At 49.9% G+C, this 24,726-nt stretch carries 27 protein-coding genes and 2 pseudogenes; 6 read left to right on the top strand and 23 right to left on the bottom strand.

Annotated elements, in window-relative coordinates:
* Nucleotides 1-16: 16 nt before the first annotated feature.
* The 11 genes from fliP to fliF all read right to left on the bottom strand — a co-directional run bounded on the left by fliP (nucleotide 17) and on the right by fliF (nucleotide 9,698).
* Nucleotides 17-748: a flagellar type III secretion system pore protein FliP gene (gene fliP / locus NR177_RS03485; RefSeq protein ID WP_063881197.1), complete on the bottom strand. Its 732-nt coding sequence runs from the start codon at nucleotides 746-748 to the stop codon at nucleotides 17-19.
* The gene (gene fliO / locus NR177_RS03480) at nucleotides 748-1,146 is read right to left on the bottom strand and encodes a flagellar biosynthetic protein FliO (RefSeq protein WP_063879985.1); all 399 of its coding nucleotides are present in this window, start codon (nucleotides 1,144-1,146) and stop codon (nucleotides 748-750) included. Before fliO ends, fliP begins: the two co-directional genes overlap by 1 nt.
* A gap of 1 nt (nucleotide 1,147) precedes the next feature.
* On the bottom strand, nucleotides 1,148-1,561 hold the full coding sequence (gene fliN, locus NR177_RS03475; protein ID WP_063879984.1) for a flagellar motor switch protein FliN: 414 nt from the start codon (nucleotides 1,559-1,561) through the stop codon (nucleotides 1,148-1,150).
* Entirely contained in the window at nucleotides 1,554-2,561 is a 1,008-nt protein-coding gene (gene fliM, locus NR177_RS03470) for a flagellar motor switch protein FliM (RefSeq protein ID WP_063879983.1), read from the bottom strand. The genes fliN and fliM overlap by 8 nt, the downstream gene beginning before the upstream one ends.
* A gap of 4 nt (nucleotides 2,562-2,565) precedes the next feature.
* Complete coding sequence (gene fliL, locus NR177_RS03465) at nucleotides 2,566-3,051, bottom strand: flagellar basal body-associated protein FliL (RefSeq protein WP_063879982.1); 486 nt, start codon at nucleotides 3,049-3,051, stop codon at nucleotides 2,566-2,568.
* A 129-nt stretch (nucleotides 3,052-3,180) separates the two neighbouring features.
* Nucleotides 3,181-4,455, bottom strand: a complete 1,275-nt coding sequence (locus NR177_RS03460; RefSeq protein ID WP_256852302.1) for a flagellar hook-length control protein FliK — start codon at nucleotides 4,453-4,455, stop codon at nucleotides 3,181-3,183.
* Nucleotides 4,452-4,895 (bottom strand): flagellar export protein FliJ, encoded by a 444-nt coding sequence (gene fliJ, locus NR177_RS03455; RefSeq protein WP_256852301.1) that lies wholly within the window; start codon nucleotides 4,893-4,895, stop codon nucleotides 4,452-4,454. The genes NR177_RS03460 and fliJ overlap by 4 nt, the downstream gene beginning before the upstream one ends.
* Before the next feature lie 28 nt (nucleotides 4,896-4,923).
* On the bottom strand, nucleotides 4,924-6,285 hold the full coding sequence (fliI, locus tag NR177_RS03450) for a flagellar protein export ATPase FliI (protein ID WP_063879979.1): 1,362 nt from the start codon (nucleotides 6,283-6,285) through the stop codon (nucleotides 4,924-4,926).
* The gene (gene fliH / locus NR177_RS03445; protein WP_063879978.1) at nucleotides 6,285-6,983 is read right to left on the bottom strand and encodes a flagellar assembly protein FliH; all 699 of its coding nucleotides are present in this window, start codon (nucleotides 6,981-6,983) and stop codon (nucleotides 6,285-6,287) included. Before fliH ends, fliI begins: the two co-directional genes overlap by 1 nt.
* A complete protein-coding gene (gene fliG, locus NR177_RS03440; protein WP_063879977.1) occupies nucleotides 6,976-7,968 on the bottom strand; it encodes a flagellar motor switch protein FliG in 993 nt (330 codons plus the stop codon). The genes fliH and fliG overlap by 8 nt, the downstream gene beginning before the upstream one ends.
* Nucleotides 7,965-9,698 (bottom strand): flagellar basal-body MS-ring/collar protein FliF, encoded by a 1,734-nt coding sequence (gene fliF / locus NR177_RS03435; RefSeq protein ID WP_096010448.1) that lies wholly within the window; start codon nucleotides 9,696-9,698, stop codon nucleotides 7,965-7,967. Before fliF ends, fliG begins: the two co-directional genes overlap by 4 nt.
* Nucleotides 9,699-9,932: 234 nt before the next feature.
* On the opposite strand from fliF, the gene fliE reads away from it, so the two are divergent.
* Nucleotides 9,933-10,244: a flagellar hook-basal body complex protein FliE gene (gene fliE, locus NR177_RS03430; RefSeq protein ID WP_063879975.1), complete on the top strand. Its 312-nt coding sequence runs from the start codon at nucleotides 9,933-9,935 to the stop codon at nucleotides 10,242-10,244.
* Nucleotides 10,245-10,272: 28 nt separating this feature from the next.
* Here fliE and NR177_RS23950 read toward each other — a convergent pair.
* The 5 genes and pseudogenes from NR177_RS23950 to NR177_RS03415 form a co-directional block, all read right to left on the bottom strand.
* Nucleotides 10,273-10,575: pseudogene (locus tag NR177_RS23950) on the bottom strand (tyrosine-type recombinase/integrase); the annotation flags it as partial.
* 58 nt (nucleotides 10,576-10,633) lie between these two features.
* A complete protein-coding gene (locus NR177_RS23945; protein WP_372340329.1) occupies nucleotides 10,634-10,882 on the bottom strand; it encodes a tyrosine-type recombinase/integrase in 249 nt (82 codons plus the stop codon).
* 212 nt (nucleotides 10,883-11,094) lie between these two features.
* Nucleotides 11,095-12,213, bottom strand: a pseudogene (locus tag NR177_RS03425) (IS3 family transposase).
* 411 nt (nucleotides 12,214-12,624) lie between these two features.
* Entirely contained in the window at nucleotides 12,625-13,914 is a 1,290-nt protein-coding gene (locus NR177_RS03420) for a DUF6056 family protein (RefSeq protein ID WP_256852300.1), read from the bottom strand.
* A 345-nt stretch (nucleotides 13,915-14,259) separates the two neighbouring features.
* Entirely contained in the window at nucleotides 14,260-14,460 is a 201-nt protein-coding gene (locus NR177_RS03415) for a hypothetical protein (RefSeq protein WP_063879973.1), read from the bottom strand.
* A gap of 282 nt (nucleotides 14,461-14,742) precedes the next feature.
* Here NR177_RS03415 and NR177_RS03410 point away from each other — a divergent pair, with 282 nt between their 5' ends.
* Nucleotides 14,743-15,009, top strand: coding sequence for a hypothetical protein (locus NR177_RS03410; protein ID WP_063879972.1), 267 nt, complete (start codon nucleotides 14,743-14,745; stop codon nucleotides 15,007-15,009).
* Between the two features lie 38 nt (nucleotides 15,010-15,047).
* On the opposite strand, the gene NR177_RS03405 is transcribed toward NR177_RS03410, so the two are convergent.
* Nucleotides 15,048-15,287: a DinI-like family protein gene (locus NR177_RS03405; RefSeq protein WP_063879971.1), complete on the bottom strand. Its 240-nt coding sequence runs from the start codon at nucleotides 15,285-15,287 to the stop codon at nucleotides 15,048-15,050.
* Between the two features lie 175 nt (nucleotides 15,288-15,462).
* Here NR177_RS03405 and iraP point away from each other — a divergent pair, with 175 nt between their 5' ends.
* Nucleotides 15,463-15,759 carry an anti-adapter protein IraP gene (iraP, locus tag NR177_RS03400; RefSeq protein ID WP_063879970.1) on the top strand — a complete coding sequence of 99 codons (297 nt, stop codon included), beginning with the start codon at nucleotides 15,463-15,465 and terminating at the stop codon, nucleotides 15,757-15,759.
* Between the two features lie 137 nt (nucleotides 15,760-15,896).
* Here the strand turns inward: iraP and NR177_RS03395 are convergent, their stop codons facing one another.
* Entirely contained in the window at nucleotides 15,897-16,220 is a 324-nt protein-coding gene (locus tag NR177_RS03395; protein WP_063879969.1) for a DUF6388 family protein, read from the bottom strand.
* 242 nt (nucleotides 16,221-16,462) lie between these two features.
* Here NR177_RS03395 and yedD point away from each other — a divergent pair, with 242 nt between their 5' ends.
* Nucleotides 16,463-16,921 (top strand): lipoprotein YedD, encoded by a 459-nt coding sequence (yedD, locus tag NR177_RS03390; protein ID WP_256852299.1) that lies wholly within the window; start codon nucleotides 16,463-16,465, stop codon nucleotides 16,919-16,921.
* Between the two features lie 52 nt (nucleotides 16,922-16,973).
* On the opposite strand, the gene NR177_RS03385 is transcribed toward yedD, so the two are convergent.
* From NR177_RS03385 to fliD, 5 genes are all read right to left on the bottom strand, one after another.
* A complete protein-coding gene (locus tag NR177_RS03385) occupies nucleotides 16,974-17,648 on the bottom strand; it encodes a class I SAM-dependent methyltransferase (RefSeq protein ID WP_256852298.1) in 675 nt (224 codons plus the stop codon).
* A gap of 181 nt (nucleotides 17,649-17,829) precedes the next feature.
* Nucleotides 17,830-19,311 (bottom strand): alpha-amylase, encoded by a 1,482-nt coding sequence (amyA, locus tag NR177_RS03380; RefSeq protein WP_256852297.1) that lies wholly within the window; start codon nucleotides 19,309-19,311, stop codon nucleotides 17,830-17,832.
* 105 nt (nucleotides 19,312-19,416) lie between these two features.
* Nucleotides 19,417-19,776, bottom strand: coding sequence for a flagellar protein FliT (fliT, locus tag NR177_RS03375; RefSeq protein ID WP_063879966.1), 360 nt, complete (start codon nucleotides 19,774-19,776; stop codon nucleotides 19,417-19,419).
* On the bottom strand, nucleotides 19,776-20,186 hold the full coding sequence (fliS, locus tag NR177_RS03370; protein WP_096010454.1) for a flagellar export chaperone FliS: 411 nt from the start codon (nucleotides 20,184-20,186) through the stop codon (nucleotides 19,776-19,778). Before fliS ends, fliT begins: the two co-directional genes overlap by 1 nt.
* A gap of 14 nt (nucleotides 20,187-20,200) precedes the next feature.
* Entirely contained in the window at nucleotides 20,201-21,598 is a 1,398-nt protein-coding gene (gene fliD, locus NR177_RS03365) for a flagellar filament capping protein FliD (RefSeq protein WP_172897261.1), read from the bottom strand.
* A 253-nt stretch (nucleotides 21,599-21,851) separates the two neighbouring features.
* Between fliD and NR177_RS03360 the strand changes: the two genes are divergently transcribed.
* Both NR177_RS03360 and NR177_RS03355 read left to right on the top strand, forming a co-directional pair.
* Nucleotides 21,852-22,790, top strand: coding sequence for a flagellin (locus NR177_RS03360; protein ID WP_128604159.1), 939 nt, complete (start codon nucleotides 21,852-21,854; stop codon nucleotides 22,788-22,790).
* Between the two features lie 355 nt (nucleotides 22,791-23,145).
* The gene (locus NR177_RS03355; protein ID WP_096010991.1) at nucleotides 23,146-24,081 is read left to right on the top strand and encodes a flagellin; all 936 of its coding nucleotides are present in this window, start codon (nucleotides 23,146-23,148) and stop codon (nucleotides 24,079-24,081) included.
* Nucleotides 24,082-24,726 lie beyond the last annotated feature (645 nt).

Raw genomic sequence — 24,726 nt, 5'->3', positions numbered from 1 at the left:
CGTGCAACGGATGAGATCAGGAATAGAAACTTTGTGCCAGCGATCCCACCAGCAATTGCCAGCCGTCCACCAGAACAAACAACATTAATTTAAAAGGCAGAGCAATGGTTGCCGGGGGAACCATCATCATACCTAACGCCATTAATACACTGGCAACGACCAGGTCGATAATTAAGAAAGGAATAAATACCGTAAAACCAATTTGGAAAGCCGTTTTTAATTCGCTGGTGACATACGCAGGCAGCAAAATACGCATCGGCACGGCTTCGGGTCCCGCGATGGGAGCCGTATTAGCGAGGCGGGCAAATAATGCTAAGTCGGCCTCACGGGTTTGACGCAGCATAAACTCACGCAGCGGCTGCGACCCTTTTTCAATCGCCACATCCATATTGATTTTATCCTGACTAAAAGGCAGGTAGGCATCCTGATAAATTTTATCGAACGTCGGGGCCATAATAAAAAAAGTTAAAAAGAGCGTCAGGCCAAGTAATACCTGGTTAGGTGGTGCGGAAGGCGTCCCCAGGGCACTACGCAGCAGGCCGAAAACGATAATGATGCGGGTAAAGCTTGTCATCATTAACAGAATGGCCGGAAGAAACGTTAACGAGGTAATAAAAACCAGCGTTTGCACCGGCAGTGACCAACTCTGGCCACCATTGGCCAATGGCTGACTAACCAGGCCCGGCAGTTGGGCATGGGCGACCGGTGCCAGCAACAGCAGCGGCAGAAGAGGAAGCAGTCGACGCATCATGGATTTTTTCCGGGACGTTTAACCAGATTTTGTAACAGCTGACGGAAATCCTGCGGTGCTGGCTTTTCCGGTGTGTTCATGTCGGGTGAGGCCGGTGGCAACGTATGCAGGTGAGTAATCTGCTGAGCAGTGACGCCAAGCACCAGGCGCGCATCAGGTGTATCCACAATCACGACGCGCTCGCGCTGACCAACCTGCACACTGGCCGTAAGATTAAGCTCACGGCTGCCCACTTTTTTAGGCGCAAACCCCATGCGGCGAGCCAGCCAGGCACAGGCCAGAATCAACAATATAATGACGACTAATACGCCACTGACTTGAGTCAGCACTGAACCTGCCGAAATCGGCTGCGCCGGAGGCGTAGCAGGTTGTAGCGTGTGATTCTGGTTATTCATCTTAACGGCTCAGGCGACGCATACGCTCTGACGGCGTAATAATATCCGTGATGCGCACGCCATATTTATCGTTCACGACGACGACTTCGCCCTGAGCAATCAAATAGCCATTAATCAGGATGTCCAGAGGTTCACCTGCAAGACCATCCAGTGAGACAACGGAACCCTGAGTCAGACGCAGGAGTTCTTTAATCGTCATTTTTGTGCGGCCAAGCTCGACGGTGAGCTTCACCGGGATATCCATGATCAGGTCAATGTCCTGCAACGAACCTGATGCATTACTGCTTTCAAACGTTTTGAATACGTCGTCACTCTGTGAAGCGCTGGCACCAGAGCCAACCTGCTCATTCATTGCTTCAGCCCACAGATCGTCCGCAGAGATGGTGTCATCGGACGGTTTCTTGCTGTCAGTCATGGGGCTGTTCCTCGTTAAGCGAATTCAAAATCGGGTTAATCAAATGTTCAACACGCAGGGCGTACTGGCCGTTGAGCGTGCCATACTGGCTGGTTAAAACAGGCACACCGTCCACATGGGCAATAATGCGCTCTGGCTTTTCAATCGGCAGAACATCACCAGGCTTTAGCTGTAAAACGCGCGACAGACGCAATGATGTTTCAGCAAAATGGGCAATCAATTCCAGTTCGGAGTGCTGAACCTGCTTCACCAGATTGTCGCGCCAGTGTGTGTCTTCTGAGCGCGAGTTTTCCAGTGGCGGATTCACCAGCAACTCACGCAGAGGTTCAATCATCGAAAACGGAATACAGATGTTGAACTCACCGACAAGGTTGCCGATTTCGACCTGGAAAGGCGTATTTACGACGATATCGTTAGGCGATGTGGTGATGTTGGTGAATTTCACCTGCATTTCCGAACGCACGTACTCGACATCCAGTGGGTAAATGGCTTTCCACGCATCGCTGTAGCCGTCCAGCGCCAGCTTCAGCATGCGGCGGATGACACGTTGCTCAGTATGGGTAAACTCACGTCCTTCTACTTTTGTAGGAAAACGGCCATCACCGCCAAAAAGGTTATCAACTGCAATAAAGACCAGGCTCGGCGAAAACACCACCAGTGCCGTACCGCGTAACGGTTTAAGGTGGATCAGATTCAGGTTGGTTGGCACCGGCAGATTGCGGGCAAACTCGTGGTAAGGCTGAATCTTAATCGCGCCTACGCTGATATCCGGGCTACGGCGTAGCAGGTTAAACAGCGCCATACGGAAACTACGGGCAAAACGCTCGTTAATAATTTCCAGCGCCTGCAGACGCTCGCGCACCACGCGACGCTGGGTATTCGGATCATAAGGACGAATATCGCCCTCAGGTCCATTTTGTTTCTTTTCTTCTTCCGCACTGCCGCTGTCGCCGTTAAGTAGCGCGTCAATTTCAGCCTGGGAGAGAATGCTGTCGCCCATTGATTCACCTCAAAATGAAGGCGGTAAACAGTACGTCGTCTACAGCCTGCGGAGGTTGACCTTTTACCAGTGGTGGTGCCAGCGCCTGTTTGATTTGCTCAACAAGCGCTTGCTTTCCTTGCTCCGTCGCCAGCGCAGCTGCGCTCTGACGAGACAGCAGCAGTAACAGACGACTGCGAACCTCAGGCAGGTAGTCACTCATCCGACGACGTGTTTCTTCATCCGGCAGACGCAGCGTAAAGCCTACGTACAGAACGCGGTCTGGATCGTTGTCGGGATTGACCAGGTTAACCGTAAATGTATCAAGTGCAAAAAAGACCGGGGCGGGAGGCGGTTCAACTTTCGCGACCTCCGGCTTATCACCCTCGTGTTTATTCATTATTCGCCAGACTGCATAGCCTGCCACGCTGCAAGCGGCCAGCGTTACGATCAGTAACACTGGTATTAAGAGTTTTCGTTTGCGGCCTTTGGCTTTCGCGTTATCAGACATTTTTGCAGTAACTTCCTGTGAATTATGGGCAAGCCTCTCGGCTCGCCTGAACAGATTATCGCGTGTCTTAAGTCAAACAATGGCAAGAAAAGACACGGGTTTTACGCTTACCTTCAGCGTTTGTCGCTGTCAGGCAAATGTGTCGACTGCGCCCTTGCCGGTTAACCGGGCCTGAAGAGACTGCGGTACGGCAATGGGCGTGATGTCGTTATCACTGTCCTGAGTAAGGGAGAAGCTGCCGTGCTGTCCGTCGCGACGCGCCTCCTGCTGCTGCTGGAAGCCTTGTCCCTGCGAAAAACTCTCACTGCTTACCTGACTCTCACCCAGGTTAATACCGCTTTCAGCCAGCGCACTACGCAACTGGGGAAGCGCGGCTTCCAGCGCGGCTCTGACATGGCTATGACTGGAAACCATACTTAACTGTGCCTGATCGTTATTCAGTTTCAGGCTGATCTGAATCGCACCCAAATCTTCAGGATGCAAACGCAGCTCTGCGTTCTGCTGACCGTTGCGACTAAACATCACAATTTGCTGACTCAGCGCCTGCTGCCATTCATTACTGCCCAGATGCGCATTGAGCATCGGGGTCGACGGTGAGTTCATTGGCGCTGCTGCGCCAGGTGACTGCAGCAAACTGCTGGCGCTGCTCAGGGGCGCACTAATAATGGCCTGATTATCACTGGCCGTTGCCGTTAACGGGCGGTCATCCTGCTTCGTAACGCTGCTGAGTATTTGCTGAAAGCTGCCGTCAGTGGTCAGTGTCGCAGGCGCAGCCGCGGGGTTATTACTTGCCGCGGAGGCTATGCCGCTAGCGGGCAGATTGGTCTGGCTGACTTTGCTCGCCAGGTTTCCGTCCTGCACCTTAGTGTTCTTCGTTTCTTTGTCATCACCGGTCAGTGCCGTATTAACAGCCTGGGTCAGTGCTGACAATGCTGAGCGTGGAGCTTCCCGAAGGCTGTCGGCGTCACGGCTTGCCACGCTCTCTTTGACCGCCTGCTGCAGACCCGTTGCCGGTAACATGGCAAACAGCGCCTGAATATTCTGCATGTCGCTGTTATTAAGGACAGCGCCAGTTAACTCATCCTTATCATCGGCTGATTTTGTACCGGCTTTAATATTTTCCGGTTTAAACAAGGCACTGAGCGCCGCGGGTGTTTCAAGCGAAGAGAGCAGGGCATTCAATGACGTGGCCGTTTTACCCTCAGTGTCAGCGGTAACATTTTTATCGGTAGCCAGCGGGGTTTTACCGTGCAGTTTAGCGAGGGAAAGCAACTGGTTTCCCAGGGCGGTAATAAAGTCCTGTGGCAGAGCCTCTCCACCGCTGGCGAGCAAATCTGTAGTACCTGATGTTTCAGCGGTGCCGATGGCTTTGGTCGTCAACGCGGTGTTTGGCAACGTAATCATTCGCCTTTCCTCTGTGAAGCCCGTTGGGCAAATTCATCCATCCGTTTCTGATCGAGACGGTTTTCTTGTCGTAATGCATTTTCCTCTGCTCGGGTAATCAGCGTTTGGTAGGCATTCAGGCGCTGCTGTTTTTCACGCCAGTTAACCAGCGCCTGCTCCAGTCGTTGATTCCAGTGCTGTAACTGACTGCGATGTTGGTCAATCGCTTTTTCCAGCGTCTGGATAAACTGGTGATAGTTGGTCCAGCGATTGCTGGCAATACCGCTGGACATGTCGTTGTTCAGCTTGTTTCGGTATTCATCCTGATAATCAAGCAGCATGGTGAGCTGCTCGTTAGCCGCCTGCTGACCACGGCGCATATCGCCTAACAAAACGGCAGCGCGTTCCAGGTCCTGTTCCGCCAGGTCACGCAGTGTGTCAATCGCATTAGCTGTTTTCATTAGGATGTCCTCGTATTAAACGCGCGGCTTAGCCGAACAAGGCGTGCAGGTGCAGGCAGGCATCGTCGTACTCGCTGCGTTCAAAAATGCCTTGTTGCAGGAAGGCTTCCATCTGCGGGTAAAGCTGAATGGCTTTATCCAGCATGGGATCGCTGCCTGCGGCATAGGCGCCGACGCTGACCAGGTCACGGTTGCGCTGGAAACTCGAGAGCAACTGCTTGAACTGGCGTACGCGTGCATAGTGGTTCTCATCAATCAGTGATGTCATGGCACGGCTGATTGACGCTTCAATATCAATGGCCGGATAGTGCCCGGCTTCAGCGAGACGGCGTGACAACACGATGTGCCCGTCGAGTATCGCGCGAGCAGAGTCGGCAATCGGGTCCTGCTGGTCATCGCCTTCGGTCAGTACGGTGTAAAAGGCGGTAATGGAACCGCCGCCATCAATGCCGTTACCGGCGCGCTCAACCAGTGCCGGGAGTTTGGCAAACACGGACGGTGGATAGCCTTTGGTGGCCGGTGGCTCACCGATCGCCAGGGCAATCTCACGCTGCGCCATCGCATAGCGCGTCAGGGAGTCCATGATCAACAGGACATGTTTACCGCGATCGCGAAAGTCTTCTGCAATTCGTGTGGCATAGGCGGCACCCTGAAGACGTAACAGCGGCGACACATCGGCCGGCGCGGCAATCACCACGGAACGGGCGCGGCCTTCGGCACCTAAAATATTTTCGATAAAGTCTTTAACTTCACGACCACGTTCACCGATTAATCCCACGACAATCACGTCGGCCTGGGTATAGCGCGCCATCATGCCAAGCAGCACGCTCTTACCGACGCCTGAACCCGCAAACAGCCCCATACGTTGACCACGGCCGACGGTAAGCAGGGCATTGATAGCACGCACGCCGGTATCCAGGACGTCAGTGATGGGCGTACGCTGTAGGGGGTTAAACGGCGGCGTATTTAATGCCGCGCGGTAGCCCGTTTCCGGTGACGGCAGGCCATCAAGAGGACGTCCGCTGCCGTCAAGTACGCGGCCCAGCAGTTGTGGGCCAAGCAGAAGCTGTTTGCCTGCCTGTGGGTGTTCACCCGTGGCGCGGGCATAAACGCGAGCGCCAGGCAGAATGCCGTCCACTTCTTCCAGCGGCATCATCAGCAGCTTCTGACCGTTAAAGCCGACCACTTCACTTTCAATTTCGCTAATGGTTTTACCGTCGTTACGTTCAATCACACAGGTCGAACCGAGGGGCAACTGCAGGCCGGTTGCCTCCAGCACCAGGCCGGTGGCACGGGTCAGACGTCCATAACGACGAATGGGTTGGACCTGCGCAATACGACTCTCAAAAGCATCAAGCGAGCCAAGCCAGCGGTTCAGACGTGTGGTCATTAAAACTCTCCCGGTGCAGCAAGGCGGCACAGTTCCTGCCAGCGAGTGGCTACGCTGGCGTCAAGATCGCCATCTTCGGCGCTGAGCTTACAGCCGCCGGGATGCAACGTATTATCCGCCAGTAAACGCCAGCCGTGCAGATCAAGCGTGGGCCCTAACGTCTGCTCAATTCTCAGTAAATCATCCGGATGCACGCGCAGCTGAGGTTTACCGCTGAACATGGGTTCCTGCTGAAGCAGGCCCTGAATCTGACGAAGCAGGGCACTACCATCCACCGTCGTCGCCTGACCGATCACCGAACGGGCGGCTTCAAGCGCCAGTTGCATCAGGCGGGCTGCAATCACGCTGTCCAGTGATTCCAGCGTGTTCTGAAACTCAGTCACCAACTGCTGCATACGGGCCTGCAACGGCGCCTGCTGCTGCTGTGCATCGGCCAGACCTTGCTGAAAGCCTGCGTCGTAACCGGTCTTCTGCCCTTCAGCAAATCCCTGCAGGTGGCCTTCGCTATAGCCTTGTCCATGGGCTTCTTTACGCAGCTGCTGCTGCATATGTTCAAACTGTTGTTGTTGCTCATCTTCTTCAGATTCGAAGACCTCAACGTCTGTTGGCTCAGCCGTCACCATGGCAGGTTCTTCAGTACGACCCAGCTCTACCGGCTGCCACAGCTGCCATGGACGGGCGGAAAATGCATCAGACATAGGTTTCCTCGCCACCACCGATTACCATCTCGCCGGACTCTGCCAGGCGGCGAACCACCAACAGGATTGCTTTCTGTTCGTTCTCGACCGCAGACATACGCACCGGACCACGGTTGGCGAGATCGTCGCGCAGGATATCTGCCGCACGTGCTGACATGTTTTTGAGGAACTTCTCGCGCAGTGGCTGCTCGGCACCTTTCAGTGCGATCAACAACTGCTCGGACTCCACTTCCTGCAACAGGCGCTGGATGCTGCGATCGTCCACTTCCACCAGGTTTTCGAACAGGAACATCTCGTCGATAATTTTCTGTGCCAGCTCGCCGTCGAAGTCGCGTACCGCTTCGATGACCGCTTCTTCCTGCTGGGTTTTCATCAGGTTGATAATTTCGGCCGCTGTTCTTACGCCGCCCATCTTCGCACGCTTGAGGTTGGTACCATCGAGCAGGCTGTTCAGGACTTCGGTCAGTTCTGCCAGCGCGGCTGGCTGTACGCCACCGAAGGTCGCAATACGCAGCATGACATCGTGACGCAGGCGCTCATCAAACAGCGCCAGGATATCTGCCGCCTGGCCACGTTTGAGGTGCACCAGAATGGTGGCGATAATCTGCGGATGTTCGTCGCGGATAAGATCGGCAGCCGCCTGCGGTTCCATGAAGTTAAGCGTTTCCATCCCACTGGTGGTATCGCGGGTTTCAAGGATATCTTCCAGCAGGCTGGATGCACGCTCTTCACCCAGCGCTCGGGTCAGAACTGAACGCAGGTAATCGTTAGAGTTCAGGCTCAGCGCCGCGAACTGCTCGGCATCAGATTCGAACTCACGCAGCACTTCTGTTAGTTGCTTGTGCGACACCTGACGCATGCTGGCCATGGCCGCACTCAGGTGCTGAACCTCACGTTGGTTCAGATGCTTAAACACTTCCGCAGCGCGTTCTTCGCCAATGGTCATCATCAGAATGGCGCTTTTTTCAGTACCGGTCAGACTCATAGTTCGTTACTCATCCATTCGCGAATAACCAGCGCTACAACGCGCGGATCGTTTTCAGACATGTCGCGGATACGCTGGCTCATGACTTCAGCGCTCATGCGGTTATTAGTTTTCCGTTCCTGGTCCATTTCATCTTTGCTGAGCTGGACACTGTACGCTTCCTGATCGTTCTGCTGTGTGGCACGTGCGGCCAGCGCTTCTGCTGCCACTTTCTCAGCTTCTTTCTTACGCAGTACGTGTGGACGCACCATTTTGCGATACAGGATGAAGGCAATCAGCGCAACCAACAGCCATTTACCTGCGTTCATCAACTGGTCAAAGAACGTCTGCTGTTGCCAGAAGGGCAGTTCACTGACCGTTGGTTCGGTGGTGTTGAACTGCGAGTTCACAACATTGACGCTGTCGCCACGTTGTTGTGAATAACCCATGGCTTCACGTGTCAGGTCTTCAATCTGCTTCAGCTGCTGATCATTCAGTGCCAGCGCTTTGCCTTTATCGTCTTCGCGATAGTTCACTACCACGGCGACGGACAGGCGCTGCACATCGCCCACATTCATCTTGGTATGGCGAATGGTGCGGTCCAGCTCATAGTTCACTGTGTCATCGCGGCGAGAGTTGGTGGGCACGCTGCTGGCGGCCGCAGTGCTGGTCCGTTGACCATTCGCGTTCGTATTCTGACCATTTGCATTCTGGCCATTCGCATTCTGACCGTTAGCCGCGTTGGTATTAGGTGCATTCACCGGCGCGGTGTTGGCTGGCGCTGGCTGATTCGACAGCGCGCCAGGCACGCCGCCAGGATATGGGCTGCCAGACTGATCGCTGGTACTGGTCTGCTGTGAGCGGATAGACGCGTTTTTCGGATCGCCATTTGGCTGATATTTCTCGTCAGTCTGTTCGCGGGTATCAAAGTTAATCTGCGCGGTGACCTGTGCATGCACGTTGCCCTGGCCCAGAATCGGATTCAGGATCGCTTCGATACGTTGCTGATAACGGGTTTCAACTTCGGCAGCATATTTAAGTTGTGCATCATTCAGGTCACGGCCAACTGCATCAGAACGCGTTAACAGGTGACCACTTTGATCCACCACGGTGACGTTGCCCGGTGGTAAACCGGCCACGCTGCTGGAAACCATGTGGGTAATGGCCTGAATCTGGCCTTCATCCAGGGCGCGACCCGGCTGCAACATTAAGGTTACCGAAGCAGAAGGGGCTTTTTGCTCACGCACGAACAGGGTAGGTTTAGGCATCGCGAGGTGCACGCGAGCGCTTTTAACCGGGCCCAGTGATTCGATGGTACGCGCCAGCTCACCTTCCAGTGCGCGCTGATAGTTCACCTGCTCGCTGAACTGGCTGATACCGAACTTCTCTTTATCCAGCAGTTCAAAGCCAACGTTGCCACCCTGCGGCAGACCTTGCTGTGCCAGACGCAGACGCAGTTCATGCACCTTGTCATCAGGGACCATCAATGCGCCACCGTTATCGGCAAAGCGATAAGGTACATTCATCTGCGTCAACTGCGTGACAATGGCACCGCCATCCTCATTAGAGAGATTGCTGAATAACACGCTGTAGTTAGGTGTCTTGGCCCAGAGGACTAACGCAAACACCACTGCAATGGCAGCGGCGGCGGCAACGATTAAAGGTATACGTGGATTAGCACGCAGGCGAGCGAGAAGGTCACCGAAGCCTTTCTTATCTTGATCTTGTGTGGCGGCTGCACTCGCATTCATGACCGATTCCTGCCTGACGTAATTGACCGGGTTAGTTGTGTTGGCAAAACAGACTCCCTGACCTGCTTAAATAAAATTTCCACTTCAATGCCTGGCATTATTTGATGAAACGCAAAATTCGATGGGTGAATAAGCCACGGTTTTTAGTGTCATTTAGGGGCTTTGTCTTATTGACAATGTGTTAACTTCTCTCCTCATCAAAAATCTTCATCTCTTTTCAATGAGGTAACAGCTATGTCAATTCAGGCAATCGACGGTGTTTTACAGCAGCTACAGATGACGTCGCTTCAGGCCAACAACAAAAGCAACGACGTCACCAGCCATATCGACTTTGGCGCGACCATGAAGGCCGCACTCGACAAAATCAGTGAAACCCAGACGACAGCACGTACCCAGGCCCAGGATTTTGAAATGGGTAAGCCAGGTATCGCGCTCAATGATGTGATGGTCGATCTGCAAAAATCATCAATTTCTATGCAGATGGGCATTCAGGTCAGGAACAAGCTGGTGTCGGCTTATACCGACATTATGAATATGCAGGTTTAACGTGGTTACTTGCTGATTCTGAAAGGAATTATGTTGATGCTGCTTTGCTGAAGCACGTATGTAGCACAAGATCGTTCATTTTCATGTTGATTAGGGATAGCTGATCTGAGTTATTCTCGGCCATCCATGCGCCATAAACCCGGTAAAACATCTGCGCATCTGAGTGACCCATTTGCGACGCGACGTAGTTTGGATTTGCACCGGCAGAAAGTGACCAGCAGGCAAATGTATGCCGGGACTGATACGCCTTACGGTGCCTTAGTCCGGCTCTTTTCAGTGCTGCCGTCCATATCTGACCAAGCGACTCAGTTGAGTAGTAAGGTCCGGATTTCCCATTTACTGAATTAACTGAAGGATTGAAGACAAAGGTCTTCTGATCTTCAGTGCGCTCACCATACGATGAATGATGCCTGAGGGTAAATCCTTGTCAGCTGCCGTTGGTTGCTGAGTATTTCTCTCGCCGCATCTATCAGGCAGATAGTCCGGTTTCCCGCCTCGGTCTTTGGTGGAGTAAATATTCCCTGAGGTGTAAGGCTCCTGGAGACGGTAAGTGTTCCCGCCTTCAGGTCAATATCCTCCCAGGCCAGTGCGCACAACTCGCCGTGTCGTAATCCTGTCATGATCGCCAGTGACCACATATTGGCACTCTGCTGGTTATTGCAGCCAGCTATCAGTCGTGGAAATTCCTCACGTGTGATGGGGTCTGGTCGCTTGTTGGATTTCTTGAGTGGTTTAATCCCTGTCATCGCATATGCTGGTATATAACCGTTGTCATATGCTGCGGGTATCCCTGAAGTTTCCGATGATATCCAGTGTCATCCTGACCTGCCCCCGGGTTTAGATACAACCTTCAGTTAGTAATGTCGGTTGGTTTTTGTTCATATTTCCTGTTTCGCCAGTCCGTTGCGAATTCAGCTGGTGTCTGGTAATCCAGCAATGAATGGGGACGGCACTCGTTATAATCCTGCCGCCAGTCATTAATCGTTTTCCGGGCATGAAGAATATCGCTGAACCCATGCTTATTCAGACATTCATCGCGAAAGCGTCCGTTAAAACTCTCAATAAATCCGTTCTGCGTTGGCTTACCTAGCTGGATAAGCCGTAGTTCCACACCATGCTCAAAGGCCTATTGATCGAGTGCGCGGCAGGTAAATTCCGGGCCCTGATCGGTTCTTATTGTCTAAGATAGCCCCGAAACAACGCGATGCTGTCCAGAATACGCGTGACCTGAACGCCTGAAATACCGAAAGCAGCGGTGATCGTCAGACACACCTTCGTGAAATCATCCACACAGGTCAGGCACTTGATCCTGCGACCGTTGGCCCGTGCGTCCATAACGAAACCCATCGATCATGTAAGGTTCGGTGCATCCGGGCGCAGAAGCGGAAACCGTTCGGTCGCCAGCCCTTTGCGGCGTCGTCTGCGTTTTACGCTTAGTCCATTAAGGTGGTAAATACGGTATACCCGCTTGTGATTATTTTGAAGGCCCTCCCTACGCAGCAACTGCCAGATGCGACGATAACCAAAACGTCTGCGTTCAAACGCCAGCTCAATAATACGCCCTGATAAATGTGCATCAGCAGCCGGACGCTGAGCATCATAACGGCAGGTCGACAGGGACAAACCTGTAAGCCGGCAGGCACGACGTTGCGACAGACCGGTCGCATCACACATCAACACCACGGCTTCCCACTTCTGGCCTGTCGTCAGTACTTTCGCCCCAGAGCCACCTGAAGCGCCTCCTTATCCAGCATAGCTTCGGCAAGCAGCTTCTTGAGCCTGGCGTTCTCTTCCCCAAGCGACTTCAGGCGCTTAACCTCGGGCACCTCCATACCGCCATACTTCTTACGCCAGGTGTAAAAGGTGGCGTCGGAAACGGCGTGCTTACGGCAGAGCTCACGGGCAGAACTCCGGCTTCAGCCTCACGGAGGATACTGATGATCTGTTCGTCGGAAAAACGCTTCTTCATGGGGATGTCCTCATGTGGCTTATGAAGACATTACTAATATCGCGGTGTATTAATCAACGGGGAGCAGGTCAACCAGACTGGATTGCCCTTAAAGATAAAGCATTTAATGCCCTACGTGATCCGGACACGGTACTGATGAGTTATTTCTCAGAGAGTAAAGGCCTTCATCTGACTGGAGCGTATGCAGGCAGAAGTTGAAAAAATCCTGAAACACAGCTGAAGATAATGCGAGTATGGAGCTACCTATCCCTCAGATGAATAAAAATAACAGATGGCAACAAAGAGTTCATGAACCGTGACCTTGAATGGCTGTAGTACCTTTAAATAACCTCCCCGTAGCGGCGCTGAAATTTCGCGCCGCCCAACCACATCTAAAATTTAATCTAAATATTTAAAATTATAAAATCATACTTATTTTACGTTTGTAATCATACATCCATAGTAGTCTTTTTTTTCTATCATGTTATAAAAATACCACTCATCCCTGTTATTAATGTATCTATATCCATGATCATCGTTTATTATCCCTATTTCATATCCATCTTTGCATTTTTCGCTTCCTAAGGCATTTATAATTCCACGTTCCCTGCTGATGAGTAGATGTGAATAAGAAGAATAAATTTTATACGTATAAATTCCAAATGCAAATGATATAGACATGAGTAAAATCAAAATGCTTGAGCGACCGCTATTGCAGGTGAAGTGGTACAATGCATAACAAGAAAAAGAAAACATTACACACCAAGCCAGAAGAAACCCTCGCGGTTCAGAATAAGGAGATGCGACCATTGAACCGACAACCAATATTGAACAAAAAATAAGACAATAATGATATTTTCGTACGGCACCGTTTATGACAAGGTAAACAAGAGATATTGCCGAAACCGAAAAAATAATGCTTGAAGTGTCAAAAAAACAGTTAACAACATCTAAGAACCTATTGTAATAATGAGATAGAAAATCATCATTAGATGGGATAGCCCTGGCATAATAATCCCTTCTTATTCCTGTTGACTTTGCTGTTATCAGTGTCACCCAGCCCGCCGCTATTGAAATAATAGGCATAAAGTAATGCATTCCTCTCCTTCGTTCCCAAAGACAAAGAGAAAGCATCGAAACTATTACAGCCACTGGAACATTTTCAAAACTCAAACCAGACAGGAAGCAACCAGCTATGAAAATTAAATATACAAATTTTTTGTTATATATTTTTTCAATAAAAATCCTATCTGAATAAGCGGACATGACAAGCATTGTCAGAATCATTGGCTGCAAATAACCTGAATTTGCGGTCTTCCAGAAAAATACCTCCATTCCAGGCCAGATTAAAAACATAGTTCCAGCACAAATCGTAGATATAACAATTATATCCTGCTTTTTTTTAGCTCCGGAAATAAATCCAATGCACAGGCAGAATACAGGGAAAGAAAGGATATAAAAAGGAATCGAAATCCATCTAGGCATGCTTAGTTCAAATATCGCTAACTGCTCACCAAGCCTTGCATTCCACCACGTTATCTGATGATGTGACTTTTCGATTGCGTAAGCTAAGCGCTGTAATATTGTTTCATTTTGGAAGAATTTAGTCAGTCCATAGTCTTCACCAGCCATAGGGGCAATATAAACGATGATGGAAAATATAACCAGTGACAAGGAAGCTATCAATATAGGCCACTTGTAGAACTTTAAAATATCATTCATTATATAAAATACCTAATTTAGAATCTTAAATCATTCTCGATTTTACTGTTGCTAAATTTATCGTGTAACTTGCGCGCTATGTATTTTCAGTTTAATTCATCCCTGCGTTCACCTATCCTGAGAAGAGTGATTCGGAGAGAAAATTTACCCGCAAACCATCCCTTAAACTTTGCGGATGATTCTGTCATCTGTCGTTGCTATTAGCAAGATTTTGCCATCATTCCGGCTCACTATCTAAGAGGCTCGATCATCATCTACGACTTGAATTCTGTAATTATATACAGCATTCTTTATTCTTAAGCAGAGCATGCCCTCAGAATTGGGGCATGCTTAAGATCAGGAAAATCAGGAAGCCTTAAACGGATCTTTTTTATCATCCTGGCTGTCATCATTTTTTCTTGGGACTTCGCCATGATCTTTCGGCGCATCGGTAGCAGGATGATCATCTTCCTCGTACGCATTACCCGCATTCGGCGCAGCTTCGGGTAATCCTTTGCTGACATCACCTTCATGTTTACGTTGTTCGTTACTCTGATGTTTATGCATTGTTTGCTCCTTTCTTCACTCTGTTTAGTGTAGACCAGCAAAACAATTTCGTGAGAAACCGCCGTGACACGGATGAATGCTGCTGTGCATTAGCCAGCATTGTTGCGCTGTTGCGACTACGCTTAAACGCTGAGGCTAAGCGTTTGACCAGCTTACTCAGTCTTCGCTCACCAGGCTCTGCAGCCACTTCCGATTATTCCTAATGCAATATCGCTATATTGTCCTATATTTAAATCTCCAGGCGATATTTTCATTGGATAAATCACCAAAAGGAAAGACAGCATGACTGATTCAATCGAAACCAAAAGCAAAACAGATTACCTGCGTGACGTGGCATCACAGCTGAAAGAAATGCGTCACTATGCACAGACCAATACCGAGACACTTTCCGCCCATTGGTTAGCTTTTGATGCCGGTGAATACAAAGATGAGGGCAATGCAGCCCGCATTGATGCGCTGCTCAACAAGCAGGGTACGTTGCTGGAAGATCTGGAGAAGGCGATTCAGGATATCGAAATTGAAATTAACCACAGTGAGCAGGAGAGTTAAGTTATCTCCCGCTAACTGATGTGGTGGCGATTAAGGGATTAATCAGCCACCAACCAAAACTCTGCCTCATCAAACATCTCTTCCACCAGACGCGCTATCGTCGCCTTCTCGTTTTTGCTGAGATCGGTTTCAATCGCATTACGTTCCATGGGTTTGACCTTAACCTCGATATCAGGAAAAACACGATGTACGCGTTTTTCTAACTCTTCTAAGATCATTTCACGCGCGCCTGGTAAGCCCGCAACATTACGTTTATCGTAAATTAACTCTACAAACATGTTAACAATCCCTTAAGGGCAAAATCGCTTTGCCATTTTACTGTAAATAAAAACAGTATCAAGCTGATGTTCGGGTTAATTCGTTTTTTCTGAGCTGCGTAGAAAAGCACTTTCATCTGGTTTACTCTGATGGCGTTCACAACAATATGTGCGCTCACTCACCAGGAGAAGTGCAATGCGACAATTGGTTATAGATATTCTGCTCAAACTAGCAAAAATGGATGTCGACGCAAAGGAACTGACTGCGCAGATCGAAGCGCAGTCGTTGTTGGTTGCAGCTTTATTAGTCCAGGCGAAACAAGACAACGCGTTAACCATTTCAGAAACGGTTCAGGATGCGATAGTAACGGCTTCACGTTCATCCTCTGAGTTCATGCAGTCGGACATCGATTTGCTACTGACTCACATCAACCGGCTGCTGGCCGTCGCCAAATATGTTGAAGTAAGAGGTAAAATGGCAGAGGAAGAGTAACGGCTTCGCTGGCGATAAGTCTGTGGTCTGTCGCCAGCGAAGCCGGTCAACATGATGATCGGCAAGCGCGTGCTCACTTTGTTACTCTGTCGTCCGCATCACGCGTCTTGCCCTCTCGCCTGCAAAGGGCTGAGTCACTACAGTTCATTCTTAATACAGAACTCTTCCCAGCTCATTCCCAGTGATTCCGCATGCGATCTGAGGTACGCCTCTATCGCCTCGGCGGCAACGGCTTTATCTGGTTCCGCGAGCTGGATTGAGAAAATAATGCCATCGAGATTCTTTTGACGCAAAAAAGCGGCGTAGATGCGCTCAGCATGCCATTCGCGTAATTCTCGCAACGACATGTTGGCGGCGCGTGCATCGCTTTCCGTCAGCTCGTCTAATGCCGCCTGGAAGTCAGCATGGGCAGTGAAGAACAGGGTTCGCGCCTGAGCGTAATACGCTTCTGGAGTTTTCATTGCAGGTTTCCTGATATCTATTGCAGCGGCACAGTGTAGCCTGTTACATCAGGCTTGTCAGGCATAGCCGGGGCAGGGCAAGACGGGGTCCGTTATGCAGATTGCGTGGATAAACCCCGTTCGCCAGCGCCTGATACCCAGGAAAATGCCGCTTTATCTCGAGGACCGTATTCAGATAGCTTGCGCACCTTACCGTAAAAATTATAACGTAGCCGCCACCAACCGGATTGTAGGGATCAAAGATGAAAAACTGGATGCTGATTGCCACACTGGCGCTGAGTGGTTGCGCGCAAATCAATAGTTATGAGAGTGCGGTGCAAACGCCTGCTCCGGCAAATTTACAAGGTAACTGGCAGACGGTAGGGCCACAAAGCGATCTGATCAGTGACAAGGCAATGGCCAGCCTCATTATCCATGCCGATGGCAGTACGCTGGATTGTCGCCAGTGGCAGCGGGTAATTGCGAAACCAGGTAAACTGACACTGCTGAACGGGGATTACGTCAACGTTACGCGTCAGATGCGGGTGATGACTCTGGATGTAGATAATGGGGAGCTGGAATACGACGGCCTCACAATGCGTAAGGTCGAGCGACCGACTCTTGATTGTCAAAACGCTATTGCTGAAGTGGCAAAGCAGCCCGGCGTTGCGGTTATCCAGAATATCGAGCCTGAGAGCATGCGTCCTCATCTGGCGAAATGATGGTAAAAACGGCCCTGTGGGCCGTTTTTAATGAGACGTATCAATAGCGTGATTAGCGCTTTTGCAATAGATAGCTATTTTCAAATCCTGGCAGACTGCCAATGACATCAAAATCATTAAAATAGCCGCCAGCCCGCAGCAGATCAACCGCCGGCCCGACCTGCGGTGAATACTGATGATCGCGGTAGTCGTCAAATACAACAAACCCGCCTTTAATCACGGTGGGAGAATAAAGCAGGAAATCGAGTAAAACATGGCGGCCTTCATGACCTCCATCAATATGAAGCAGTACCGTTCTTGGATTTAATGCCCGCACTCGTTCAATACTGACCTCAGAATAGCCACGAACCAACGTGACCTCCGGGAAAAGACGTTGATGATAAAAACGCAGCTCATTTTCCTGATTTGTCAATTCCATCGGGTCAATGCTAATTATTCTGCGCTTGTGCTGGCAAATCTCGTTCATAAAAGACGTGGATTTTCCTTTCCAGACGCCAATTTCAATAATATCGCCTTCCACATTATTATGTTGCAACAACCAGCAAAGGTACCCGAGACATTTTACCTGGGTATGAAAGGAGAGTTCCTTACGTGGCATTGCTAATTCGGCAGGCAACTGTGATTGTGCCTGAGCGAGCGATTCGCCAACTCTGTCCCAGGTATGGTCGATCAGATTCTTGATTTCGGGTTCTTCAAAAAAAACCTTTAAGTCTGCAAGCTCAAGCATTTTATTACCTTTCTGCAAATTATCACAATGAACAGCCACGCTGACTGACTATTATCCTGCCCTAAATTTGCCATAGATTAGTCATATCTAGCCTGTAAACATGTCATGTTTTGCTATCTAAATTTGGGCTTAGTAACTATTCAGTAAAATTCGACGGTCAGGAAGACCGTCGAAAACAGAGCTACTCGCTAACTACCCACACGCTCACGCTGCCACCGTTACAGCTAAACAACGCACTGCCGTTGTCATCAGCGGTAAGGGTTTCTGACTTGTGTCCCAGATAATCACGCCAGACTTTCCCTGCATAGCCTTCACCCATCGAAATATGTTTTTCTCCCGCGTCACCATTGGACATGATGACGACGCAGCCAGGGTTTTCAGCCGTGCCACTGCGGCTAAATGCCACACAGTTTGGATGATCAAAATAATCGGTCTGTGCTCCCCAGCCGAATAGCTGACGGGCACGAATAAGATTTTCCAGCTCAGGAATAACCGGCATATCAACCTGATGGACTTCGCCGTCACCGCCTTCATCCTGATAGCTGGCACCGAACAGGTCGGGATAAAAGACGGTTGGCACCCCTTGCTCCCGTAACAGAATGAGCGCGTAAGCGAGCGGTTTAAACCAGGACTCGACTGGGGCTTCAAGAGACTGTAAGGGTTGCGTATCGTGGTTAGCAACGATAGTCACGGCATGCCAGGGATCGGCCAGAACCAGCGAATTATCAAAGATTTTGCTCATGTCATAGGCGCTGCCGGCTTTAGATGCCTCATGGAAATTCATATGTAAGGGAGCATCAAACAGCATGGTTTTGCCGTCAACCTGGTGAATATATTCCTGCAGTTTATCGGTTTCAAAAGACCAGTATTCCGCCACGATAAACAATGGATCGCTGGCGACGTCCTGAATATGATCGATCCACTCTTTATAAAACCACGCCGGAATATGCTTCACCGCATCCAGCCGGAATCCGGTGCAGGGCACCTGCTCCATAACCCAGCGCGCCCAGTATTTAAGTTCTTCTCTGACGGCATTATTGCGAAAATCGATATTGGCACCCATCAGGTAATCGAAATTACCTAACTCATTATCTACCTGATCGTTCCAGCCTTCTGCGGTGTAATCATTGATGATTTTAAATACGCCGTTTTCATCCGGGTTTTCGATATGATCTACGCCGCTGAAACACTTGTAGTCCCAGACAAATTTTGAGTATTGTCCTGCTCGTACCGGAAAATTAAAGCGTGTCCAGGCTTCGCACTCCACGACTTCTGGATAGATTTCATCACGATTATCGGGATTAACACGATTGACCCGAATCTGTTCTTTCTCATCTGCCCCCATTTTATGGTTAAGCACGACATCAAGTAACACACCAATATCGTGACTGCGTAACGCGTTAACCGCATCCAGCAATTGCTGTTTATCACCATATTTCGTGGCTTGACTGCCTTTTTGATCGAACTCGCCTAAATCAAACAGATCATAGCTGTCATAACCCACCGAATAGCCACCTGATTCGCCTTTATAACAAGGAGGGAGCCATACCATGTTGATGCCCATGTCGTTAAGCAGGGCAGCTTTATCGGCTACTTCCGGCCACAGCTTGCTGCCATCGGGATAGTACCAGTGGAAAAACTGCAATAAGGTTGGGTTCTGCATGACGTGCTTCCAGTCAAAGGAGAGAGAACTGGAAGTATGGGATAAGAGTGAAGAAATTACGCGGGTGAACTAAAAATATAGTTTCCACCCGCGAAAGTCGGCTTTTTATTGGCTTTTTGGGTAAAGAATATTGCCCGCCATATTGCCGTAAGAGGTCATGACATTTTGTTGTTGCGTTGAGGTCGTCACCAGCGAGCGCAATTCATGCATCCGCTCGCCCAACAAGGTTTTCAGCGTGGTTTCGTTACGCAGAATTTGCTCAAGTACCGGGCGAATTTGTGCCCGCTGTAGTGCGGAAAGAATGTCGGCATCGTTATCACGCGCTACACGCTCGACGCTGCTAATATAAGTTGATTCGCAACTCAACAACTCATCCCATTGCCCTTGTCTGGCGTGCTCCAGCATAGCATTACTGAGCGTGAGCAATTGCTGATACCCTTTTAGCAGCTCGAGTGGATTACTCATTAAAACGTATCCTGCTGTGGCTGATAGTTAGGTCCAATCTGTTTCCAGGCATCCGCGATGTTATTCAGTAAACCTTCGACTTCGGTAATCGCCTCAACATCATTATTGAGATTAGCCTGTAACAGACGGCGAGTCATATACTCATACAGGTTATCGAGGTTGGCAGAAATTTCACCGCCCACCTCATGATTCAGACCTGCGCGCAAACCATTGGTAATGATATTAATGGCTTTTGATAAGGCGTTTCCTTTACCCGGGATATCGCCTTGTTCAATTAAAATAGCGGCTTTTTTCATGGCGCTTAGGGCACCATCAAATAGCATCACGACCAGTTGGTGTGGGCTGGCGCTTAATACCGCGCTTTCCACACCGACTTGCGCATAGGCCTGAATACCGGACTTAGCGTACATGCTTACCACTCCTGTTATAATTTGGCGAACTGCTGGGTCAGATAGTTACCCGTCTGCGTCATGGAAGAAACCAGGGTGCTCAGATTGGTAAACTGAGTTTTGTACCTTGCCATCGTAGCGGTGATCTGATCATTCACTTCAGTGTAACGGTCTGAAAGCTGCTTCAGGGAGGTATTAATCCCGTTAGTGGCATTTTGTACCTGACCACTACTTGAGAGCATCTGCGTCAGAGTGTTGTTAGCCTGCGTTGCAAAACCTGTCGTTTTACCGTCGCCTGTCAAGAAGCTCAACACATCGGAAGGCTGATTCGTTAACGCATTACTCAATTTAGTGCTGTCGACGGTCAGTTTGCCATTCACATCCTGCGTAATACCGAGCTGAGCCAGTGTTGTGAGGTTTCCGCTGGACTGAGGCGATGAAAGTTGGCTACGCAAACTGGTCTGAATATTGCGCAACGTGTTATCACCTAATAAATCACCATTACCGGAGTCCTGAGCTGTGCCAGCTTTGACAGCAGTATATTTCGTCTGATTACCAATGGTAGTCTGAAGCGAATTATAAGCATCGACATAAGCCTGTATCGCTGCCGTCATCGGTTGATTATCGGTGGCAACAGTGAGGGTTTCAGGTGATCCCGTCGCAGTTGTTTTACTGAGATTAAGCGTCACGCCTTCAGGAGCATCAGTAATGGTATTGCTGCTACGGGTGATGGACACACCGTTAATCTTTAACTGAGCATCCTTCGCGGCAACCTGTTCGGTCATGGCATTGCTGCTACCGCCCTGGCTGTAGTTAATGTACTGAGACAGGGTACTGTCATTGGTACTGACCGTCATCGCATTCGCCGTTCCACTATCACGTGCGGTCAGGGACAGATAATAGGTATTGTCATCAGCTTTAATAATACTCGCGTTAACGCTACCTTGTTGTTTGTTGATCGCATCGCGGATATCAGACAGGCTGGTCTGGTCTTTCGTCAACGTCACGCTAAGCGGCGTTTTCTGACCAGACTGAGAGATAGTAATGGTGCGGGATGCCATGCTCTGGTCACCCAGATCGGTATCTTTACTGGTTGCTGATTTAGACAGCAGTGACTGAGAAGAGGCCAACTGACTTACTTCAATCGAGTAGTTACCGGCAGAGGCTTTACTGGCAAGCGTGGCGGTAAATGCCGTATTGGTACTGGTCACTTTGGTTGCCGCGATAGCGGACGCATTCTGTAAGGCCGCAGCAGCGGTTTGCACTTTCGCAAGACCGGTTTTTACCACGCCCCAGGCGGTAAGCTGAGCGTTATAAGACGACTGCTGTTGAGTAATTGGCGTCAGTTTAGTCTGTTCAGCTGTTTCCAGACTCGTGTACAGAGTATTGAGGTCGAGATTCGTACCAGCACCGAGTGAACTTACACTTGCCATAGTTTATCCTTTACGAGGTTTACGCTAAGTAGAATGAGTATCGGCAGCGAGTGGTAAAAGATTAGCCTGTTCTTTAGAAAATCGATGGCTGGATAAGCAGTGCTTCTTTAATTGTCTTCTTGGGTTTGCCCATCTCAAAATTACTGTGTTTTTTTTCTAAAGGTTGAGTAGGTGCTGACGATAATCAGGTTATCGGTGAGCAAACCGAATTCAGACGCCTTAATCTGGCTCAATTTTTTAAAGGAAAAACATCATGGCAGTGATTAACACTAACACCCTGTCTCTGGTTACTCAGAACAACCTGAGCAAATCTCAGTCATCCCTGGGAACTGCGATTGAGCGCCTGTCTTCCGGCCTGCGTATCAACAGCGCTAAAGACGATGCCGCTGGCGAAGCCATTGCTAACCGCTTCACCTCTAACATCAACGGTCTGACCGTTGCGGCACGTAACGCCAACGACGGTATCTCTCTGTCACAGACCGCTGAAGGCGCCCTGTCAGAAGTGAACAACAACCTGCAGCGTGTACGTGACCTGACCGTTCAGGCGCAGAACAGCTCTAACTCAGCGTCTGATATCGACTCGATTCAGGCTGAAGTTAACCAGCGTATGCAGGAAATCGACCGCGTCACCAAGCAGACCGATTTCAACGGCATTAAAGTCCTGAACACCGGTGCTGCGAGCACAACTTATAACTTCCAGGTTGGTTCAAAAGACGGCGAGACTATCGGTATTGCGATCAGCTCAAGTGACAGCTTTGACCTGGCAGCAGCAGGTAACGCCTCTACCGGTACCACTCAGAACACACGTGCTATGGGCACTGGCGATACCGTTAACGGCAACGCGCGTACTACCTCAGCAATCGGTTTCGACGTACTGAAAGGTGCTGTCACCGGTGGTGCTACTGGTGCCGCATCCGGTACTACGCCGCTGGCTGACATCGATAAAGCGATTAAAGCGGTTGATAACCAGCGCAGCCTGCTGGGTGCGTCTCAGAACCGTTTTGAGTCCACCATCAGCAACCTGAACAACACCGTAACCAACCTGACCGCAGCCCGCAGCCGTATTCAGGATGCCGACTATGCGACCGAAGTATCTAACATGTCCCGCGCGCAGATCCTGCAGCAGGCAGGTTCTTCGGTGCTGGCGCAGGCCAACCAGGTGCCTCAGACGATGCTGTCTCTGCTGCGTTAATTGCCGCAAAGCATGCATTAATAAAAACGCCTTCAGTGATGAAGGCGTTTTTCATTTATGGCCTGTCAATATTATCCTCGACCACGCTTCTTTCGTTTGGCTTTCCATCCTAACCACGGTTTTTACGCTATCGGAAATTCAGCGGCGAAAGTGAAACGGCGTTGCGGCCTTTCGAGCTCTGCTGATGTTTTTCAGGTATGACTGAAGACCTGGATGAACCTGTTTTCCGTTAGACGATATAAAAAATATGCCTCTTGCATAAAGTTTTGCTTAGCCCGGACGATAACAATATTGAAGGCGATAAAGCCGCAGGCCAAATACCTGACCCAGTATTTCTTATTAAAGGATATTCATCATGGCAGTCATTAATACCAATACCCTGTCTCTGGTTACTCAGAACAACCTGAGCAAATCTCAGTCATCCCTGGGCACTGCGATTGAGCGCCTGTCTTCCGGCCTGCGTATCAACAGCGCCAAAGATGATGCAGCGGGTCAGGCTATCGCCAACCGCTTCAGCTCTAACATCAACGGCCTGACTGTTGCGGCACGTAACGCCAACGACGGTATCTCTCTGTCGCAGACTGCTGAAGGCGCCCTGTCAGAAGTCAACAACAACCTGCAGCGTGTACGTGATCTGACCGTACAGGCGCAGAACAGCTCTAACTCAGCGTCTGACATCGACTCGATTCAGGCTGAAGTTAACCAGCGTATGCAGGAAATCGACCGCGTCACCAAGCAGACCGATTTCAACGGCATTAAAGTCCTGAACACCGGCTCAGGCAGCACCACCTATAACTTCCAGGTTGGCGCGAAAGACGGCGAAACCATCGGCATCGCGATCAGCTCAAGCGACGGTTTTGACCTGGCCGCAGCGGGTCAGTCGGGTAGTGTTCAGAACACCCGTGCTATGGCTTCAGGCACAGATATCGTTAACGGTAACGCGCGTACCACTTCAGCAGTCGGCTTCGACGTGCTGAAAGGTGCTGTAACGGGTGGTAGCGGTGGTACTGCAACGGGTACTACGCCGCTGGCTGACATCGATAAAGCGATTAAAGCGGTTGATAACCAGCGCAGCCTGCTGGGTGCGTCTCAGAACCGTTTTGAGTCCACCATCAGCAACCTGAACAACACCGTGACTAACCTGACCGCGGCCCGTAGCCGTATTCAGGATGCGGACTACGCGACCGAAGTATCTAACATGTCTCGCTCGCAGATCCTGCAGCAGGCAGGTTCTTCGGTGCTGGCGCAGGCCAACCAGGTGCCTCAGACTATGCTGTCTCTGCTGCGTTAATTGCCGCAAAGCACGCATTAATAAAAACGCCCTCAGTAATGAGGGCGTTTTTTTATTTTATACAAGCATATACCAGGCCAATCACAGTTTTACGACGGCCTGATATTAGCTGAAGTGAAGCAGTACTGTTTTAAGGCTTTCACCCTTACTGGCTATGCTAAGTGGCTTTTAGATAGCGTCCTGCGCGTAGGAAGCTGCAAAACGTTAGCTCCGTCTTCTGGCGCCTGAAACCTCACGCAGTTATCTCATATTCCCATCCGTGGATATGTTACCGCGGCAAAGATTTTTCAGCGGATAGTCTGCTACTGTCATCCTGTGCGTTACTATCGTTGATTCTTTTTATAATTTCGTAAAGATAGCTTGTTTTAATTAACTGGCAAAACCGCATTTATTAACCTGCCGTGATTATAACATGCATAAAAAAGGTGATACGTATACGGAATAGGGCGGTGAGGGTTTCAATTGCGCGATAAAGTATTATTGCGTCCGTTACATTACTAATACTATTACACTATTATGGTTTTACACTAATTCAATGGCTTAGCATCTTTCTCTTCAACAGAAATGCGGTAGTGTTAGAGATCTACATACTGGTCAGATACTGTGATTTGGCCATGTATATTTTTAATGATAACTTAAAAAACA

It is taken from the genome of Pantoea sp. Fr+CA_20, from assembly GCF_024520835.1.
GTDB classification, from domain to species: domain Bacteria; phylum Pseudomonadota; class Gammaproteobacteria; order Enterobacterales; family Enterobacteriaceae; genus Pantoea; species Pantoea allii.
This window is presented reverse-complemented; position numbering and strand designations above follow the sequence as displayed.